The organism is Corynebacterium afermentans subsp. lipophilum (assembly GCF_030408375.1).
GTDB lineage: Bacteria > Actinomycetota > Actinomycetes > Mycobacteriales > Mycobacteriaceae > Corynebacterium > Corynebacterium lipophilum.
The window spans coordinates 840,505-855,029 of the sequence record NZ_CP046530.1; the positions used below are offsets into that span (position 1 = coordinate 840,505).

Annotated in this window: 15 protein-coding genes; 4 read left to right on the forward strand and 11 right to left on the reverse strand. The window is 65.6% G+C overall.

The window, feature by feature from the left end; translation table 11 throughout:
• The 4 genes from CAFEL_RS04085 to ku form a co-directional block, all read right to left on the reverse strand.
• The gene (locus CAFEL_RS04085; RefSeq protein WP_194560329.1) at window positions 1-753 is read right to left on the reverse strand and encodes an ABC transporter ATP-binding protein; all 753 of its coding nucleotides are present in this window, start codon (window positions 751-753) and stop codon (window positions 1-3) included.
• Window positions 754-756: 3 nt separating this feature from the next.
• Window positions 757-1,842 carry a FecCD family ABC transporter permease gene (locus tag CAFEL_RS04090; protein WP_194560328.1) on the reverse strand — a complete coding sequence of 362 codons (1,086 nt, stop codon included), beginning with the start codon at window positions 1,840-1,842 and terminating at the stop codon, window positions 757-759.
• A gap of 3 nt (window positions 1,843-1,845) precedes the next feature.
• Complete coding sequence (locus tag CAFEL_RS04095) at window positions 1,846-3,084, reverse strand: ABC transporter substrate-binding protein (RefSeq protein ID WP_194560327.1); 1,239 nt, start codon at window positions 3,082-3,084, stop codon at window positions 1,846-1,848.
• 117 nt (window positions 3,085-3,201) lie between these two features.
• Entirely contained in the window at window positions 3,202-4,086 is an 885-nt protein-coding gene (gene ku, locus CAFEL_RS04100) for a non-homologous end joining protein Ku (protein WP_194560326.1), read from the reverse strand.
• 35 nt (window positions 4,087-4,121) lie between these two features.
• Here ku and CAFEL_RS04105 point away from each other — a divergent pair, with 35 nt between their 5' ends.
• Window positions 4,122-6,407: an ATP-dependent DNA ligase gene (locus tag CAFEL_RS04105; protein ID WP_194560325.1), complete on the forward strand. Its 2,286-nt coding sequence runs from the start codon at window positions 4,122-4,124 to the stop codon at window positions 6,405-6,407.
• Between the two features lie 6 nt (window positions 6,408-6,413).
• Here the strand turns inward: CAFEL_RS04105 and CAFEL_RS04110 are convergent, their stop codons facing one another.
• Complete coding sequence (locus CAFEL_RS04110) at window positions 6,414-6,575, reverse strand: hypothetical protein (RefSeq protein ID WP_194560324.1); 162 nt, start codon at window positions 6,573-6,575, stop codon at window positions 6,414-6,416.
• A gap of 63 nt (window positions 6,576-6,638) precedes the next feature.
• Between CAFEL_RS04110 and CAFEL_RS04115 the strand changes: the two genes are divergently transcribed.
• A complete protein-coding gene (locus CAFEL_RS04115) occupies window positions 6,639-7,130 on the forward strand; it encodes a 2'-5' RNA ligase family protein (protein ID WP_194560323.1) in 492 nt (163 codons plus the stop codon).
• Window positions 7,131-7,133: 3 nt separating this feature from the next.
• On the opposite strand, the gene CAFEL_RS04120 is transcribed toward CAFEL_RS04115, so the two are convergent.
• Entirely contained in the window at window positions 7,134-7,865 is a 732-nt protein-coding gene (locus tag CAFEL_RS04120; RefSeq protein ID WP_194560322.1) for a spermidine synthase, read from the reverse strand.
• Window positions 7,866-7,948: 83 nt separating this feature from the next.
• Between CAFEL_RS04120 and CAFEL_RS04125 the strand changes: the two genes are divergently transcribed.
• Window positions 7,949-8,461: a pyridoxamine 5'-phosphate oxidase family protein gene (locus CAFEL_RS04125; RefSeq protein ID WP_194560321.1), complete on the forward strand. Its 513-nt coding sequence runs from the start codon at window positions 7,949-7,951 to the stop codon at window positions 8,459-8,461.
• Window positions 8,462-8,467: 6 nt separating this feature from the next.
• Here the strand turns inward: CAFEL_RS04125 and CAFEL_RS04130 are convergent, their stop codons facing one another.
• The 5 genes from CAFEL_RS04130 to CAFEL_RS04150 all read right to left on the reverse strand — a co-directional run bounded on the left by CAFEL_RS04130 (window position 8,468) and on the right by CAFEL_RS04150 (window position 13,987).
• Window positions 8,468-9,919 (reverse strand): DHA2 family efflux MFS transporter permease subunit, encoded by a 1,452-nt coding sequence (locus CAFEL_RS04130; protein WP_290172265.1) that lies wholly within the window; start codon window positions 9,917-9,919, stop codon window positions 8,468-8,470.
• 19 nt (window positions 9,920-9,938) lie between these two features.
• A complete protein-coding gene (locus CAFEL_RS04135) occupies window positions 9,939-11,390 on the reverse strand; it encodes a DUF4185 domain-containing protein (protein WP_194560320.1) in 1,452 nt (483 codons plus the stop codon).
• Window positions 11,391-11,531: 141 nt separating this feature from the next.
• The gene (locus CAFEL_RS04140) at window positions 11,532-11,951 is read right to left on the reverse strand and encodes a cupin domain-containing protein (RefSeq protein WP_194560498.1); all 420 of its coding nucleotides are present in this window, start codon (window positions 11,949-11,951) and stop codon (window positions 11,532-11,534) included.
• 53 nt (window positions 11,952-12,004) lie between these two features.
• A complete protein-coding gene (locus tag CAFEL_RS04145; RefSeq protein WP_194560319.1) occupies window positions 12,005-13,057 on the reverse strand; it encodes a hypothetical protein in 1,053 nt (350 codons plus the stop codon).
• A 21-nt stretch (window positions 13,058-13,078) separates the two neighbouring features.
• The gene (locus CAFEL_RS04150) at window positions 13,079-13,987 is read right to left on the reverse strand and encodes a DUF808 domain-containing protein (RefSeq protein WP_194560318.1); all 909 of its coding nucleotides are present in this window, start codon (window positions 13,985-13,987) and stop codon (window positions 13,079-13,081) included.
• A 114-nt stretch (window positions 13,988-14,101) separates the two neighbouring features.
• On the opposite strand from CAFEL_RS04150, the gene CAFEL_RS04155 reads away from it, so the two are divergent.
• A complete protein-coding gene (locus CAFEL_RS04155; protein ID WP_194560317.1) occupies window positions 14,102-14,461 on the forward strand; it encodes a DUF2218 domain-containing protein in 360 nt (119 codons plus the stop codon).
• The last annotated feature ends 64 nt before the right edge of the window (window positions 14,462-14,525 follow it).

The window sequence follows — 14,525 nt, forward strand, 5'->3', positions numbered from 1 at the left end:
CTACACGGGGCAGACCACGGGCACACCGGCGTCGTCTAGGACGCGGGCGCGGAAGCCGTAGACGTCTTCGAGCAGGTCGGGAGTGAGCACCGCATGGGGTGTGTCTTGGCCGACGAGGCGGCCGGCCTTGAGCACGAGTAGCTCGTCGCAGTAGCGGGCGGCGAGGTTCAGGTCGTGGATGGCCACCAGCGCCACCCGGTCGGTCCCGCGGACCTCGTCGCAGATGAGCTGGAGCAGTTCGACTTGGTGGCGTAGGTCGAGGGCGGACGTGGGTTCGTCGAGAAGCATGACGCTCGGCTCGCGCACCAGCATCTGCGCGACAGCGACGAGCTGGCGCTGACCACCCGACATGTCCGAGACCAGCCGGTCGGACAGATGCGTGATACCCAAACGGTGCATGACGTCGGCGGTGCGCTCCAGCGGGTCCCACCCGTCGACGCCGCGGCGGCGGGCGGAGACCATGACCGATTCGAACGCGGTCAGCGTGGCGCTGCTCAACAGGTCCTGCGGCACGTAGCCGATCGCCTCCACGCGGTCCCTGCCGGTGAGCTCCGTGCCGTCCTTACTGATGGTCACCGACCCCGCCGTCGGCTTCTTGATCCCGGCGATGGCTTTGACCAGCGTTGATTTGCCGGCGGCATTGGGGCCGATCAGGCCGACGACCGTCCCGCCCTCGAGCGGGTCGAACGACAACGAGTGCACGATGGTGGACCGTCCGTAGGAAACGGAGAGGTTCTGCGCGCTAACGGTCATGGTCTACGCCCCCTTCCGGCGGGCACGGGTGAAGATGAGGAACACGAAAAACGGCACGCCGACCAGCGAGGTGATGATGCCGATCGGGATGGCCAGGCCGGGGATGATAGACAGCGACACGGCATAGGCCAAGCTCAGCAGCATCGCGCCCGCGGCGGCCGCGGCGGGGAGGAAAAACTTTTGGTCCTCGCCCACGAGCATTCGCGCCACGTGGGGCCCGACGAGCCCGATGAACCCGATGATGCCGGTGAACGCCACAGACGCGGCCGCCAAAAACGATGCGACGAGCAGGGTGGCAAGGCGCAGGCGTTTGACGTCGATGCCGAGGGCTGCGGCGCGGTCGTCGCCAAGCCGCAGCGCGGTCAGGCGCCACGCGTTGGCCACGCAGAACGGGATCGCCACGGCGAGGACAACAGCGAGGATGATGTTCGCCGTCCAGTTTGCGCGCTGCATCGACCCCATAGTCCAGAAGACGATCTGCTGTAGCGCCTCAACGTTAGCGCCGTACTGCAGCAGCGACAGCAAAGCCTGGAAGAAGAAGGACAGCGCGATGCCGAGCAGGATCATCGACTCGGCTGTGGCGCCGCGCCACACGGAAGCGCCCGCCACAATCGCCACGGCGATCAGCGCCGCCAGCGCAGCGGTGGCGGCAAGGTTGAACTGCGGGTTGCCCACCAGCGACCAGCCCATCACGATGGACAGCGCGGCGCCGAACGCCGCTGCGGCCGAGATACCGAGGGTGAACGGCTCCGCCAGCGGGTTGTCCAAAATTGTCTGCATCTGGCCGCCCGCAAGCCCCAGTGCGGCACCGCACAGCACCGCCATCACCGCGGCCGGCAGGCGCAGCGTGCGAATCACCACCAGGGTCTGCTCGTCCACCCGCTCCGGGTGGAACACCGCGTTAAATACGTCGGCCACGGCGATGTCGATCGGGCCGACCACAACGGCGAAAAGAAAGCTCACCACTACCGCGACCAGCAGGCCGGCAATGGCGAAGGACTTCTTCCGCCCGCGCTTGAGGTAGCTGTCAATCGCGGTCCGGCGGGCATCCTCGGCCACGTCGGGTTTCGCGGGCACGTGCGTGGTCATGCCCTACATCGCCTCCGGGTGCGCGGGGTCGGCGAAGAACACGCCGCTGTAATCGAACGGCAGCCACTCCTTGTGGAAGTCCTTGAAGTCCTGCGCCGGGTCCAGGTCCGCGAACTCCTCCGGGTGCAGCCACTTCGCAAACGCCTCGAGGGCGAACACGTTGAAGGGGTTGTCGTAGAACTGGTGGTAGATGGCGAAGTAGTTGCCTTCCTTTGGTGCGTCGAGAAGCTCCATGCCCGGCTGCTGCAGCGGGCCCTCGCACGTTTCGAGCACAAGGTCGGGGTTGGACTGGTAGCCCAGCTCGACGTGGCGGAAAGTGCCCGGCTTGTTCGGGTCGCGCGCCCACTCACCGCCGGTGACGATGAGCTTGTCGGGATTGAGCTCGACCAGCTTCTCCGGGGTGAGTGTCTTCGTCTCCGGGCCGAGCACCTCGGGGCCCAAGTTGTGCCCGCCAGCGGCGGTGATCAGCGTGCCCAGGTGCACATCCCCGGCGACGGCGCAGCAGTCGCTGAACCCCGCGGCTGTCCACAGCAGCACATCCGGCTTATCGACGATCTTCGCCGCCCGGTCAGTGATCTCCTTGACCTTGGCCTGGTAGAACTCGTTGTACTTCTGCGCACGCTCGCTCTGGCCGAGCAGGTCGCCCAGCAGCTGCATAGACACCGTGGTGTTTTCCAGCGGCTTCTGACGGAAATCGATGAACGCGTAGGTGATGCCGGCCGCGTCCAAATCGGAGATGAAGCCGCTTTCTTCCACGGACTTCTTCTGGTCCAGCGTCATGATCACCACGTCCGGCTTCTGCGCCAGTAGGTTCTCCACGGTGACGTCGCCCTTCTGGATCATGCCGATCTCGGGCATGTCCTTGGCCTCCGGCTGCATCTCGAAGAGCTTCTCGCGGAACGCCCCGGCCGCCTTTTCCAAGTCCTGGCCATAGGCGACAACATTGTCCAGCGGATTGTCCTGCAGCAGGGCAGTGGCGTACGCCGCGCGGCCCTCCGCCAGCACGATGCGCTCCGGCAGTTCGTCGAACTGGAGCGTGCGGCCGGCGGCGTCGGTGACGGTCACCGCGCCCTCAGCGGATCGGGTCTGAGTTGAGGCAGCGGCGCCGCTCGCCCCTGTGCTGACTTCGGTGTCGGCTTCGTTGCCGGCAGTGGGGGCCGTCTCGGCGCCTGAGCAGGCGACCAGTCCGCAGACGGTTGCGAGTGAGACGGCGAGGGTGCCGATCCGGTGTGAACGTTTCACCACGTTTCCCTTCGTTAGGTGACGTTAGCCTAAGCTAAGTTGTAGGAACCATGGCGACACTAAGGTAAGCCTAAGCTGAGTGTCAACTGTTGCGGGGGGGGAGGAGGGGGCGCGGACTTAAGCGCTCTTGCCCTTCTTTGCGGATTCTTTCCCAGACTTCTTCCCGGACCCAGACTTCCCGCCACCGGAAGACCGCTTGTCCAACGACGCCTTCAGCGCGGCCATCAGGTCCACCACATTGTCATCGTCTTCATCCGAATCATCCGCGCCATCAGAGCCATCAGAGCCGAACGTGGCCTCGGTGTCCAGGGTCTCGCCCTCCTCGAACTTCGCGTCGATGAGTTTGCGCAGCTCCGCCTGGTAGTCGTCCTCGAACTCCTCGGGCGTGAAGTCGGAGGCGTAGGACTCCACCAGCTGCTTGGACAGCTTCAGCTCCTTTTCACCGATTTTCGCCCGGGATTTCGTGCCTTTGAACTCGTCGTCGAAGTCGAGCTCGCGTACCTCGTCGGCCCACATCAGCCCCTGCAGCACGATCACCTTGTTCACCACCCGAAGCACGCCCAACCTGGTCTTTTGTCGCAGGGCGAAGCGCACCACGGCGATCAGATCCGAATCCAGCAAGGTTTGCCGCAGTAACAAATATGACTTCGGTGTCTTGCCCTCGGGCGCCAGGTAGTAGGACTTCTCCAGCATCAACGGATCGATCTGGTCCGCGGGCACGAACTGCACGACTGCGATCTCGTCGTTGTCGGCTTCGGGCAGGGAGTCGAAGTCTTCGTCGGTGATCACGACGGTGTCGCCGTCTTCTTCAAATGCTTTGTCGATGTGCTTGTACTCCACCTTTTCGCCGCAGACCTCGCAGCGCCGCTCGTAGCGGATGCGCCCGTGGTCTTTGTCGTGGACTTGGTGGAATGACAAATCGTGGTCCTCGGTCGCCCCGTACGCCTTGACGGGGACGTTGACAAGGCCGAATGTGACGGAACCGGTCCAAACTGCGCGCATGCGCCTCACTCTACGCACGCCTCTACAGTGGGGCCATGGGCAATGACCAAAAGGTGCGCGTCGGCGGCCGCGAGCTCACCGTGAGCAACTTGGACAAGGTGCTCTACCCGGCCACCGGCACCACCAAGGCCGATGTCATGCGCTACTACCAGGCAGTCGCCGAGGTGCTCATCCCTCAAGCCAACAGGCGGCCGGTGACCAGGAAGAGGTGGCCCGAAGGCGTCGATGAGCAAAGCTTCTTCCGCAAAGACCTCGAGGATTCGGCGCCCGAGTGGGTGCCAACCGGCACCATCCAACACACCACAAGTGTCAACGCCTATCCGCTTCTCGACGGCTCCGCCACCCTCGCGTGGCTTTCCCAAGTCGCGGCACTGGAGCTGCACACCCCGCAGTGGCGCTTCGGCGCGGACGGCAAACCGCAAAATCCCGACCGGCTGGTGCTGGACCTAGACCCGGGCCCCGGCGTCGAATTACACAACACCGCAGAAATCGCATTGATTTGCCGCGAAATCCTCGAAGACATGGGGCTGACCTGCGTGCCGGTGACCTCCGGGTCCAAAGGCATCCACCTCTACGCCAGCCTGGACGGCCAAAGCGACGCCGATGCGGTGACCAAGGTGGCCAAGACCCTTGCACAGCACCTGCAGCGCGCGCACCCGGATCGCGTCACCGCCGCCATGGCGAAGGCGGAGCGCAAAGGAAAAGTGTTCATCGACTGGAGCCAGAACAACGGGAAGAAAACCACCATTAGCCCGTACTCGCTGCGCGGGCGCGAGCGCCCCACGGTGGCGGCCCCGCGCACGTGGGAGGAGATCGCGGACCCGGTGCTGCGGCAGCTGGAGCTCGACGAGGTCATCGCGCGCGTCGAAGACGGACTCGACCCCATTGCGGTCCTCGGCGCGCCGGGGGAGGACCGGCTGGCCACGTACCGCTCCATGCGCGACAAAACCAAAACCGGCGAACCGGTGCCCGACGCCGCTCCGGCCCCGCGCGACGGCGAGCCGATCTTCGTCATCGGCGAGCACGACGCCTCCCACCTGCACTGGGACTTCCGCCTGGAGCGTGACGGGGTGCTCGTCTCCTGGGCCGTGCCGAAGGGCCCGCCGCTGGAAACCGACATCACCCGCCTGGCCGTGCAGACCGAGGACCACCCGATCGAATACGCCGAGTTCGAAGGCGTAATCCCGAAAGGCCAGTACGGCGCGGGCACGGTGAAAATCTGGGACATCGGCACCTGCGAGATAGAAAAGTGGCGCGAAGACGAGATCATCGCCATCCTCCACGGCCGCGACGGCGGCGGGCTGGGCGGTATCCCGCGCCGCTTCGCGCTGATCCGCACCGACGAGAAGAATTGGCTGCTCAAGCTCACCCGCGACCAGCCCAGCGCCGCCGCCGAAACAACGCCGCTGGCACCGATGCTGCCCACCGCGGCCACCCGCGGCGACATCACCCTCGAACAACACGACGGCACCGAGTTCGCCTACGAGATGAAGTGGGACGGCTACCGCATCCTCGCGGACGTCGGCGGCACGGTCCGCCTGCGCAGCCGCAGCGGCAAGGACTACACGCACCTGTTCCCACACACGGACGAGCTTGCGCACTTACTTGCCGACGGCGGCTGCCTCGACGGCGAACTCGTCGCCCTCGACGCCAACGGAAACCCGGACTTCTCCGCCCTGCACCGCGCCGACCAGCACGGCGCAGAGGCGCAGCTTCGCTACATGGTCTTCGACCTACTGCGCCTGGGTAGTCGGGACCTGACCGGCACACCCTGGCACGCCCGCCGCGAGCTGCTCGAGCGTCTCGACGAAACCGAGCACGTGGTCATCCCGCCCGCAACCACCGGCTCCTTCGACACCGCATGGCGCGCCGCCGAGGAACTCGGGCTGGAGGGCGTGGTGGCCAAGCGCACCGACGCCGAATACGCGCCGGGAGAGCGCTCCCGCGCGTGGCTAAAAGTCAAGCGCGCCCTGCACCAGGAAGTGGTGGTCGTGGGCGTGCGCACCGGCAAGCGCGGCATCGCATCGCTGCTGGTCGCGGTGCCCGACGAGGACGGTGAGCTGCGCTACGCGGGGCGTGTGGGCACCGGTTTTTCCAACTCCCAGCTCGCCGACATCGGCCGCAAGCTGCGCCGCGTCGAGCGCAAGACCCCGCCCATTGACATCCCCGCTTCCGACGCGAGCGACGCCTGGTGGGTGACCCCGAAGTTCGTCGCCGAGGTTCAGCTCGCCGGCGCCACCGTAGACAAAAAAGTGCGCCAGGCATCATGGAGAGGTTGGCGCGAGGACAAGGACCCCAGCGAGGTTCGCTGGGAGGTCTGAGCGGAATTACTCCTGTTCGTTGGTGGTGTCGTCCACCGTATCCTCTGCGGTCTCGCCGTAGCCGAGTGCGGAGCCGGTGTCTTGGGCGAACTGGTCCTCATCGTGATCGACCGGCTTGTTCGGGCTGCCCTCGGTGGTGTAGCCGGGCTTTGCGGGATCGTTTTGCATTGTTGTTCCTTTCGTCGCGTGAGCGCCCCATGGTACGCGCGGTAAGCGGGTACCCTCGGCCCAATGTCGCCCGAGAACATTCTGCTGCGCCTACCCGAGGCCGAGGAGCAGGCTGTCCGCGCGATCTACGCCGAGCTCGCCGAGCGCGGCTTCCCGCAGCAGCACCAGCGCCCGCACATCTCCGTCACCTTCGCGCCCGCCATGCACCGCCGCGCCATCGCCGCGGCGACGGACCTTCTGCCGCCTGTGTTGCCTGCAGCTTTACGACGTTCCGGTCTCGCCATCTTCGGCACCAAGTCCAAACAGACCGTGGCCTGGCTGCTCGAGGCGCCGGAGGATCTTGAGCGCGCGGCCCGGGCCGTCAGCAGCGCGAACCCGGAGGGCCGCGGCGAGCGCTGGATCCCGCACCTGACCATGGGACTGCGCCTGCCCAAACGCATCGTGCCGGACTACATCGCCGCGCTGCAGGAGGTCACCTCGCCGCACTTCAAAGAGCTCACCGCGCAGCGGGCCGCGTTCTACCAGCCCAGTCTGGGCACTGAGCTCGAGATCTAGGGGTTAGTCGTGCAGGGGCGTAGCGCCGTCGATAGGCAATTGGGTGCCAGCGAGGGGCGCATCGGACGCGGCGACGACGACGTTGCCGTAGCCGCGGTCCGTAAACGCCGCGGCGGTGTTGTCAAAGACCTCTTGCAGCCCGGCGACAGTGGCGCGGGCGCGGGGCAGCCCGGTCACATCGCCGACGTTGACCACGAACAACCCGCCCGGGGTCAGGGCGCGGTACGCCGCCCGGTAGAACTCCACCGTGGTCAGCGGCCGGGGAGTGTCAGGGCCAGCGAAGACGTCGCGCACGATCACGTCCACCGATCCAGGCGCGAGCGCGTGGGTGAACGCACGCGCTTCTGCGACAGCGATCTCTACCGGCGGGTCGAACGCCTCGCGCACCAGGCGGGCCAACCCCCGGTCCAGCTCGACGGCGATGTTGCGGCTGTCCCACCGGTGCTGCGCGTAGCTCGGCAGCGTGCAGCCGGCCGCGCCCAGGTGCACTGCAACAAACGGCTCCGGAACGTTCGCGGCCTCGATAAAGTCCGCAATCCACCGCATGTAGTCGTACTCCAGCACCTCCGGCGCGCCGGGCACGACGTACGACGACGGCACCCGGTTGACTTCCAACACGTACGCGCCGTCGCGCTCCGGGTCCGCGAGGATGCTGGCCGTGCCGGTGTCGATGGGGTAGGTGCCCTCGATGCGTTTCTTCCGAGCGCGCGGCTTACGGCGGCGGTTGTTGGACATGGGAGTATGCATACCTGTTGTGTGGCCGGTATCGCACCCGAATCGAGCACCCCGGGGGTAGGCGGGGTTGGTACGATCACAGCATGGTTTATCTGTCACGGGACTACATCGGGGAACTGGAAACCTCCCAGGCCCCCATCGTCGCCCCTGACTTCACCTCGCTGCCTCGCGACCCGAATGAGCTGTTCGCGGCCTGGTTCATGGAAGCCGTGGACGCGGGAATGCTCGATGTCAGCGCGACATCGGTTGCAACTGTTGACAAGAACGGGCACCCAGACGCCCGCATCATGGACCTGCTCCACCTGGATTCAGACGGCTTTCACTTCGGCACCGGCAAGAACACCGCCAAGGTCCAACAGCTGGAAACCACCTGGGCGGCCGCGCTCACCTTTTGGTGGCAGCCGCTGCGGCGCTCCGTGCGCGTGAAAGGAACCGCTCACCGAAAGGTGGACGGGGAGCGGTTCAACCTGTGGTGCGTGAAGCCGCACCACTTCGAATTCTTCTACCTTTGGGAAGACCGCCTCAAAACCGACAGGGTGGTGTACCGGCGCGACGATGCCGACTTCTGGGACCGCACCCGAATAAGTGACAACTAGGCGCTGCTAATCGTTCCAGGATTTCGTCCTTGCGAAGAAGCACGCGACCACGGCGCCTGCTGCGATGACGGCGCACGGCAGCCAGATCGAGTTGCCCATCGCCAGCGCGAACGGTTCGTGCAGCGCCTCCGGCAGGGGGCCCGTCGTCTGACCCGTGGCGGTCACATCGGCCGCGCCGGCTCCGTCGCCAAGCTTTGCGGCGAGCTGCGCCGACATCATCGCCGCGATCGCCGCCGACCCGATCACCGCGCCGATCTGGCGGGTGGTGTTATACACGCTCGAGCCGGCGCCGGCCAGGCGCGGGTCCAAGTTGCGCGTGGCGATCATGGAAAGCGGGCCCCACATCAGCGAGTTGGCCACGCCGTAAACGACCGAAATGGCGTACATCCAGCGCGGGTCCACCGCCGGGGTGGTGATCAGCGCCGAGATGCCCATCGACGCCGCCGCCAAGGTGAGGCCGGTGATGGCGAAGGGCTTCGGGTCGTGCGTGTTGGTCAGCTTGCCAACCCACGGAGACAGCAGACCGGAGACCACACCCGACGGCAGCACCAGCAGCGCCGCCTGGGTGGGGGTAAAGGCTTGCACCGTCTGCACGTAGATCATCCACGGGATGATGTAGGTGGAGATTGCGAAGCCCACCGTGGCGATAGTGGCGCCGGCGAGAGAGAAGTTGCGGTCCTGGAACAACGCCAACGGCACCAGCGCGCTGCCGCCCTGCCTGGACTGCCAGCGGAAAAACAGCACCATCGTCGCCGTGCCGACAAGCACCAGCGCCCACACGCGCCAGTCCCAGTTGAAGTTCTCCGCTTCCTGTATGCCAAACACCAGGCAGAACATGCTCACGGTGCTCAACCCCACGCCCACCCAGTCGAAGTGCCGGTTCGTCTTGTCCAGGCGCGGCACGTAGATCCACGCCAGGACGAGTCCGAGCACACCGACGGGGACGTTGACGAAGAAGATCCAGGGCCAACCGGAGGCGTCGACAAGCAAACCGCCCAACAGCGGACCCGTGACGGTGGCGAGGCCCGCCGTGGCGCCCCACACACCCATCGCGCCGCCACGCTCCTGCGGAGAGAACGTGCGTATCATCACCGACATGGTTTGCGGCGTGACCATCGCACCACCAAGGCCCTGGAACGCGCGTGCGGCGATCAGCGCAGCCGAGGTGGACGCCAACCCGCACGCCAGCGACGACGCCGTGAACAGCGCCAGGCCGGCCAAGTAGATGGTTCGGGGGCCGAAACGGTCGCCGAGGCGGCCAGTGATCAACAGCGGCACCGCGTACGCCAAAAGGTACGCGGAGTTGACCCAGATGACCTCGTTATAGGAGGCGTCGAGGCCCTCCGAGATTGCGGGGATCGCCACCGAAACAATGGTGGAATCCACCAGGATCATGAAAAACCCGAGCATCATCGACCACAGGGCCGGCCACGGTGATGGAGTTGAGGTTTGACGCACCGGGGAGATGATACCGGGCCTAAAACGGCAGCATCTGCTGGATCGGCTCCGGCAGCATGTCCCTGTACATCGGCAGCGTCACCGCACCGATGGCACCGACGGCCGCCAGCACGCCCAGAATGATGCCGACGGTGCGCAGGGTGCCCAGCGCGTCGCTGTCCTCCGAGGACAAGAACAGCTCGGGCTTGTCGTTGACCAGGTTGTCCTCAGCCTCCATGTCGGTGGTTGACTCCGACCCCTGCTTGACCACCGTGACTTCGGGCTCCTCTCGCACCTCGTCCGCGTCGATGCCGTACACCTTGTCCAGCCCCTTCACGTTGAACTGGGTGGCGGTGTAGCGGCTGTTGTCGGTGGTGTTCCACTGAGAGACCACAATGTCCATGTCGTCCAGGTGCGAGCCCGGCACGATGTAGCCGCCGTAGGGCTGCGACCAGTTCAGCGGGGTCTGCTCGTTGTCCCAGGACCCGTTCCGCGCGATCTTGGCCACCCGGACATCGTCCCAGTCGCGTTCCAGACTCTCGGAGATGCGCACCTCGACGCTCAGCGTGGACTCGTTGAACATGACCAGAACCCAGTGGCCGTCGATGTAGCGCAGGCACATCTCGCCGGCCTTCACGTTGTCCTCCAGGATCGGTTCGGCGCGATCGGTCCAATCGTCGATTGAGGCGCTGTAGCCCTCCCAGTTGCCCGGGTTGTCAATGTTTTCCGGCTTGAAGCGGAACAGATACACCGCCGAATCGCGGCCGAACTTGGTGGTGGTGGCGTAGATGTAGCCGTCCGGGCCCTTGTCCCAGCTAATCAGCTGCGTCACGCCACCCATGTGGTTGCCGCGGACGGAGCTGATTTCTTTCCAGGTTTTCCCGCCGTCGTCGGACTTCCACACGTTGGAGGAGACCACGGTGCCGAAGGGGGCATGGAAGGTGCCGTGCAGGTACAGCGTTCCATCGATGTTGATCACGTCGGACGGAATCAGGGTGTTCTCGTTGACGCGGTGGTACGAGATCATGTCGCTGACCTCGGAGGTGTTGTCGATGGGGCGCAGGATCTTGATAAAGCCGTCCTCGTCCATGGTGGCCACCACGCCGACCGGGCTCATCCACCCTTGGCCGAAATTCCCGCGGAAGGAGTCGCCGAAGATCATGGCGAACTCGCCGTTGCCCATCGGCGCCATGGCACCCAAGTCGCCGGTGCGGAACCCGGTGTGGGCGGAGTATTTACCCAGCACGTCGTCCATGATTTGGATGGTGGTGCCGTTGGGCAGCTTCAGCGGCTTCGACGCGGTCTTCGTCGGCGGCTCCACGGGCACCCACGGCTTCTTCTCGCGCTTCTTCTTCGCGGGGGTGCCGGAGGAAGAAGACAGGCTGGACAGGCTCGAATCCGCATGCGCCGGGGGCGCGGTAACGGCCGTCAGTGCGAGGGCGCTAGCCGCACCGGCGCTGAGAAGGATCTTCGGGGTTGTCTGGGTGCGCATGAGGCTCGCCTTTTCTACAGATGTTGGTTAGACATTTCAGAACCAGAGAGCACTCTAGCACCGGATACGCCCTCGAGTTGGCGTTTGGAAAAGCCCGGAAACGAACCTTTCCGTTTCCGGGCTTTTAGACCGCGCTGTCATTTACACGGCGTCGGTTTCCTGCGGGTCGTTATCCGCGTCCGCCTTGGTTTCGTGGCGGGTGCCGGGGGCGTGCTCCGGCGGGGCGTAGATGGAGTATAGCTTCGCCGGCGCGTCGGATTCGTTGACAAAGTTGTGCCACTTGCCGGCCGGCACGAATGCCGCCCAGTCGGCCTGGATCACTTCATCGATTTCGAGATCGTCCTTGGACGGGCCGATCTGTGCGCGCAGTTCGCCTTCCTCGAGGCGGAGGAACTGGTCGTGGTCGTCGTGGATCTCGGCGCCGATTTCGCCGCCGACCGGGATGGTCATCACGGTCAGCTGCAGGTTCTTGCCGGTCCACAGCGTGTCGCGGAACGCCTCGTTGTCCAGCGTCGCCTTCTCAATGTCCACCACAAACGGGTTCGGGCCCTTGTCGGCCATCATGCCTCCTCGGTTGTTGGAAGTATTCCACTTCCGAGCCTAGGGGCTTTCGCTTATCGACGGTGGCGTCCGCCCCGCCGACGCTTCCTATTTTTCCTCCTGAGCTGCACTTTTTCCACCTCGGTGAGGTAGCCGTCCCGGGTGTTTTGCGCCGCAACTGTGGTCTGCTCCGGTCGTTTCGGTGCCTCGGTTTCGCCAGGCTCGTCTACGCGGCCGAACAGCTCCGTCGGCGCGGCAATGTCCTCGGGGCGCGCCCCGCCGCCGAGGGAGACGTAGCGGGCGGTGTGCTTCGGCTTGACCGTATCGGCCGGGTCGGTGGCGAAGTCGCGCTCCACGGTGACGGCCCAGCCGCCCCCGGGAAATTCGATGAGCTGCCACGGCTCCGGACGGCGCTGCGGTGCGGCACTCAAGGCGGGGAGGTGCTCCGTGCCCTCGTCCGGGGCGGCGGCGTCGAGGGCCGCCATGCCGCCCAGGACAACCGCGCGCGCCCACAGCCCGCCGTTGGGGAAGCCCGCCAACCACTCCAGCACGGCCTCACCGTCGGGCCCGGCAATAGCGCCGAGGACGCGGCCGTCGAGGGTGGCCAGCGGGGTGGCGTCGATAGGCAAAAGCCCCACGAACCACTGGCCGGGGGAGCGGGCCGCAAGCTCATCGGCTGAGAACTCGCCGACGGAAGTGTCGACGACCAGCATGTCTCCCGGCGGCAGCACCGCGGCTTCCTCGGGCGCGTTGTTGCGGGGCACCACGAGCTGCGGCTCCGGCAGCACCACGTGCACGTCGAAACGCCCTGTGTCCTTGTTCAGGCTGACCGCGGCCACCGTCGTAGGCTGCAGAAACGACGAGTGCACGCGCTCCACCTCGTCGAAGTAGGCGCGCCACTCGGGTGCGACCTCGCCGAGCACAGGACCAGGCAGCTCGCCGCCACTGCGACGGCGCACCCGCCACGAGCGGTTCAGCGGGTTCGCTTCCAACACAACGTCGACGTACGTGGTGCCCTTGCGGCCCGCGAAATCGGAGAAGAGGGCGGCCTGCGAGACGTGGTCCACCGGGACTTCCACGCCGGCACCCCACGTGGACGGGGCGAGAGAGTACTGCTTGGCTGCCATGGAGGAAATTGTAGGCAGGCGCTAGCGCAGCTTCTTCACCAGCTGCACCACGCCCAGCACAATGAAACCGACGACAAGGCCCGCCACCAGGGAAACGCCGGTCTCCACCAGCCAGCCCAGCGCGCCGCCGCCGACGGCCTCCTGGCCCATGGCGATGACGTCGTGCGGCCAGTGCCAGCCGAAGACCTCGTCGAAGCCACGGATGAGCAGGTGACCGCCCACCCACAGCATTGCCACGGTGCCGATGATGCCGATGGCGTTAAGCACGTACGGCATGCCCTTGACCAGCGCGCGGCCGGTCTTCGGGGCGTTGCCGCGCTTGATCATCCCGTGGCCGATGTCGTCGATCTTGACCAGCAGCGCCACGGCACCGTAGACGGCGATGGTGATGAAGATCGCCACCGCGATCAGCACGGCGGCTTCCATCCACACCGACTGATCCTTGACCTCATCGAGGGAGATGAACATGATTTCCGTGGACAAGATCAGGTCCGTGCGGATAGCGCTGTTGACCAGCGTGTCTTCGTCCTGGTCGGACTTGTTGGCCGCCTTCTCGGCTTCCTCGTCGTCGTTGGAGGACAGCTTGTGCGCGATCTTTTCCGCACCCTCGAACGCGAGGTAGGTGCCACCGAGCATGAGAATCGGGGTCAGCGCCCACGGCGCGAACGCGTTGAGCAGCAGCGCGACCGGCAAAATGAAGACCAGCTTGTTGCGCAGAGAGCCCTTAGTGATGCGCCAGATCATCGGCAGCTCGCGCGCCGGCGTCACGCCTTCGACGTACTGCGGGGCCACCGCGGCATCGTCGATGACCACGCCGGCGGCCTTCGAAGACGTCTTTGCGGTCATGCCGGCAACGTCGTCGATGCTTGCGGCGGCTTGGCGGGCGATCAGGGCGACGTCGTCGAGCAGGGCGAGTAGGCCACCGGCCATGTGGGGGTTCTCCTCGGGAGGTGGGGGAAAGCAACTCGGCCAGTATACGGAAACAGGTGTAACCGGCCTCGCGGCGAGGGGTAAGGATTGCCTAACCTCCGTTAGGGTGGTGGCATGCGAACATCACAGGCCAACGTGAAAACAGCCCGTCCCGAGCGCTACGGCAAACAGCTCGCTTCCCACTTCAGCAGGAAAGTCGAGGCGTCGTGGGACGACACCGCACGCGAAGGCGCGATTACATTCCCCGCGCCAGAAGGTGTTGGGGAGGGCACCACGTGCAGCCTCGCTGCGGGGGAGGAGGTGCTGCACATGCGTATCGACGGCACGGCCGACGCGGTCGAGCGCTTCGAGCGCGTCGTCGGCACGCATCTGGTGCGTTTCGGCGCCCGCGACGGGCTTGTCGTGCAGTGGCAACGCGGCGACGGGCCTGGGCAAAGCTTCACAGCCTCCGAGCCGGAGCCTCCCAGCCAATGATGTAATATCTTTGCGACAACTGAATGCCCCACACGGGTGCTGCCGCGCAACAACGCGGTGGCTG

Coding starts and splice junctions, on each gene's coding strand:
- CAFEL_RS04085 (WP_194560329.1), bottom strand. CDS start 753: ATGACCGTTAGCGCGCAGAACCTCTCCGTTTCCTACGGACGGTCCACC.
- CAFEL_RS04090 (WP_194560328.1), bottom strand. CDS start 1,842: ATGACCACGCACGTGCCCGCGAAACCCGACGTGGCCGAGGATGCCCGC.
- ku (WP_194560326.1), bottom strand. CDS start 4,086: ATGCGCGCAGTTTGGACCGGTTCCGTCACATTCGGCCTTGTCAACGTC.
- CAFEL_RS04105 (WP_194560325.1), top strand. CDS start 4,122: ATGGGCAATGACCAAAAGGTGCGCGTCGGCGGCCGCGAGCTCACCGTG.
- CAFEL_RS04110 (WP_194560324.1), bottom strand. CDS start 6,575: ATGCAAAACGATCCCGCAAAGCCCGGCTACACCACCGAGGGCAGCCCG.
- CAFEL_RS04115 (WP_194560323.1), top strand. CDS start 6,639: ATGTCGCCCGAGAACATTCTGCTGCGCCTACCCGAGGCCGAGGAGCAG.
- CAFEL_RS04120 (WP_194560322.1), bottom strand. CDS start 7,865: ATGTCCAACAACCGCCGCCGTAAGCCGCGCGCTCGGAAGAAACGCATC.
- CAFEL_RS04125 (WP_194560321.1), top strand. CDS start 7,949: ATGGTTTATCTGTCACGGGACTACATCGGGGAACTGGAAACCTCCCAG.
- CAFEL_RS04135 (WP_194560320.1), bottom strand. CDS start 11,390: ATGCGCACCCAGACAACCCCGAAGATCCTTCTCAGCGCCGGTGCGGCT.
- CAFEL_RS04140 (WP_194560498.1), bottom strand. CDS start 11,951: ATGGCCGACAAGGGCCCGAACCCGTTTGTGGTGGACATTGAGAAGGCG.
- CAFEL_RS04145 (WP_194560319.1), bottom strand. CDS start 13,057: ATGGCAGCCAAGCAGTACTCTCTCGCCCCGTCCACGTGGGGTGCCGGC.
- CAFEL_RS04150 (WP_194560318.1), bottom strand. CDS start 13,987: ATGGCCGGTGGCCTACTCGCCCTGCTCGACGACGTCGCCCTGATCGCC.
- CAFEL_RS04155 (WP_194560317.1), top strand. CDS start 14,102: ATGCGAACATCACAGGCCAACGTGAAAACAGCCCGTCCCGAGCGCTAC.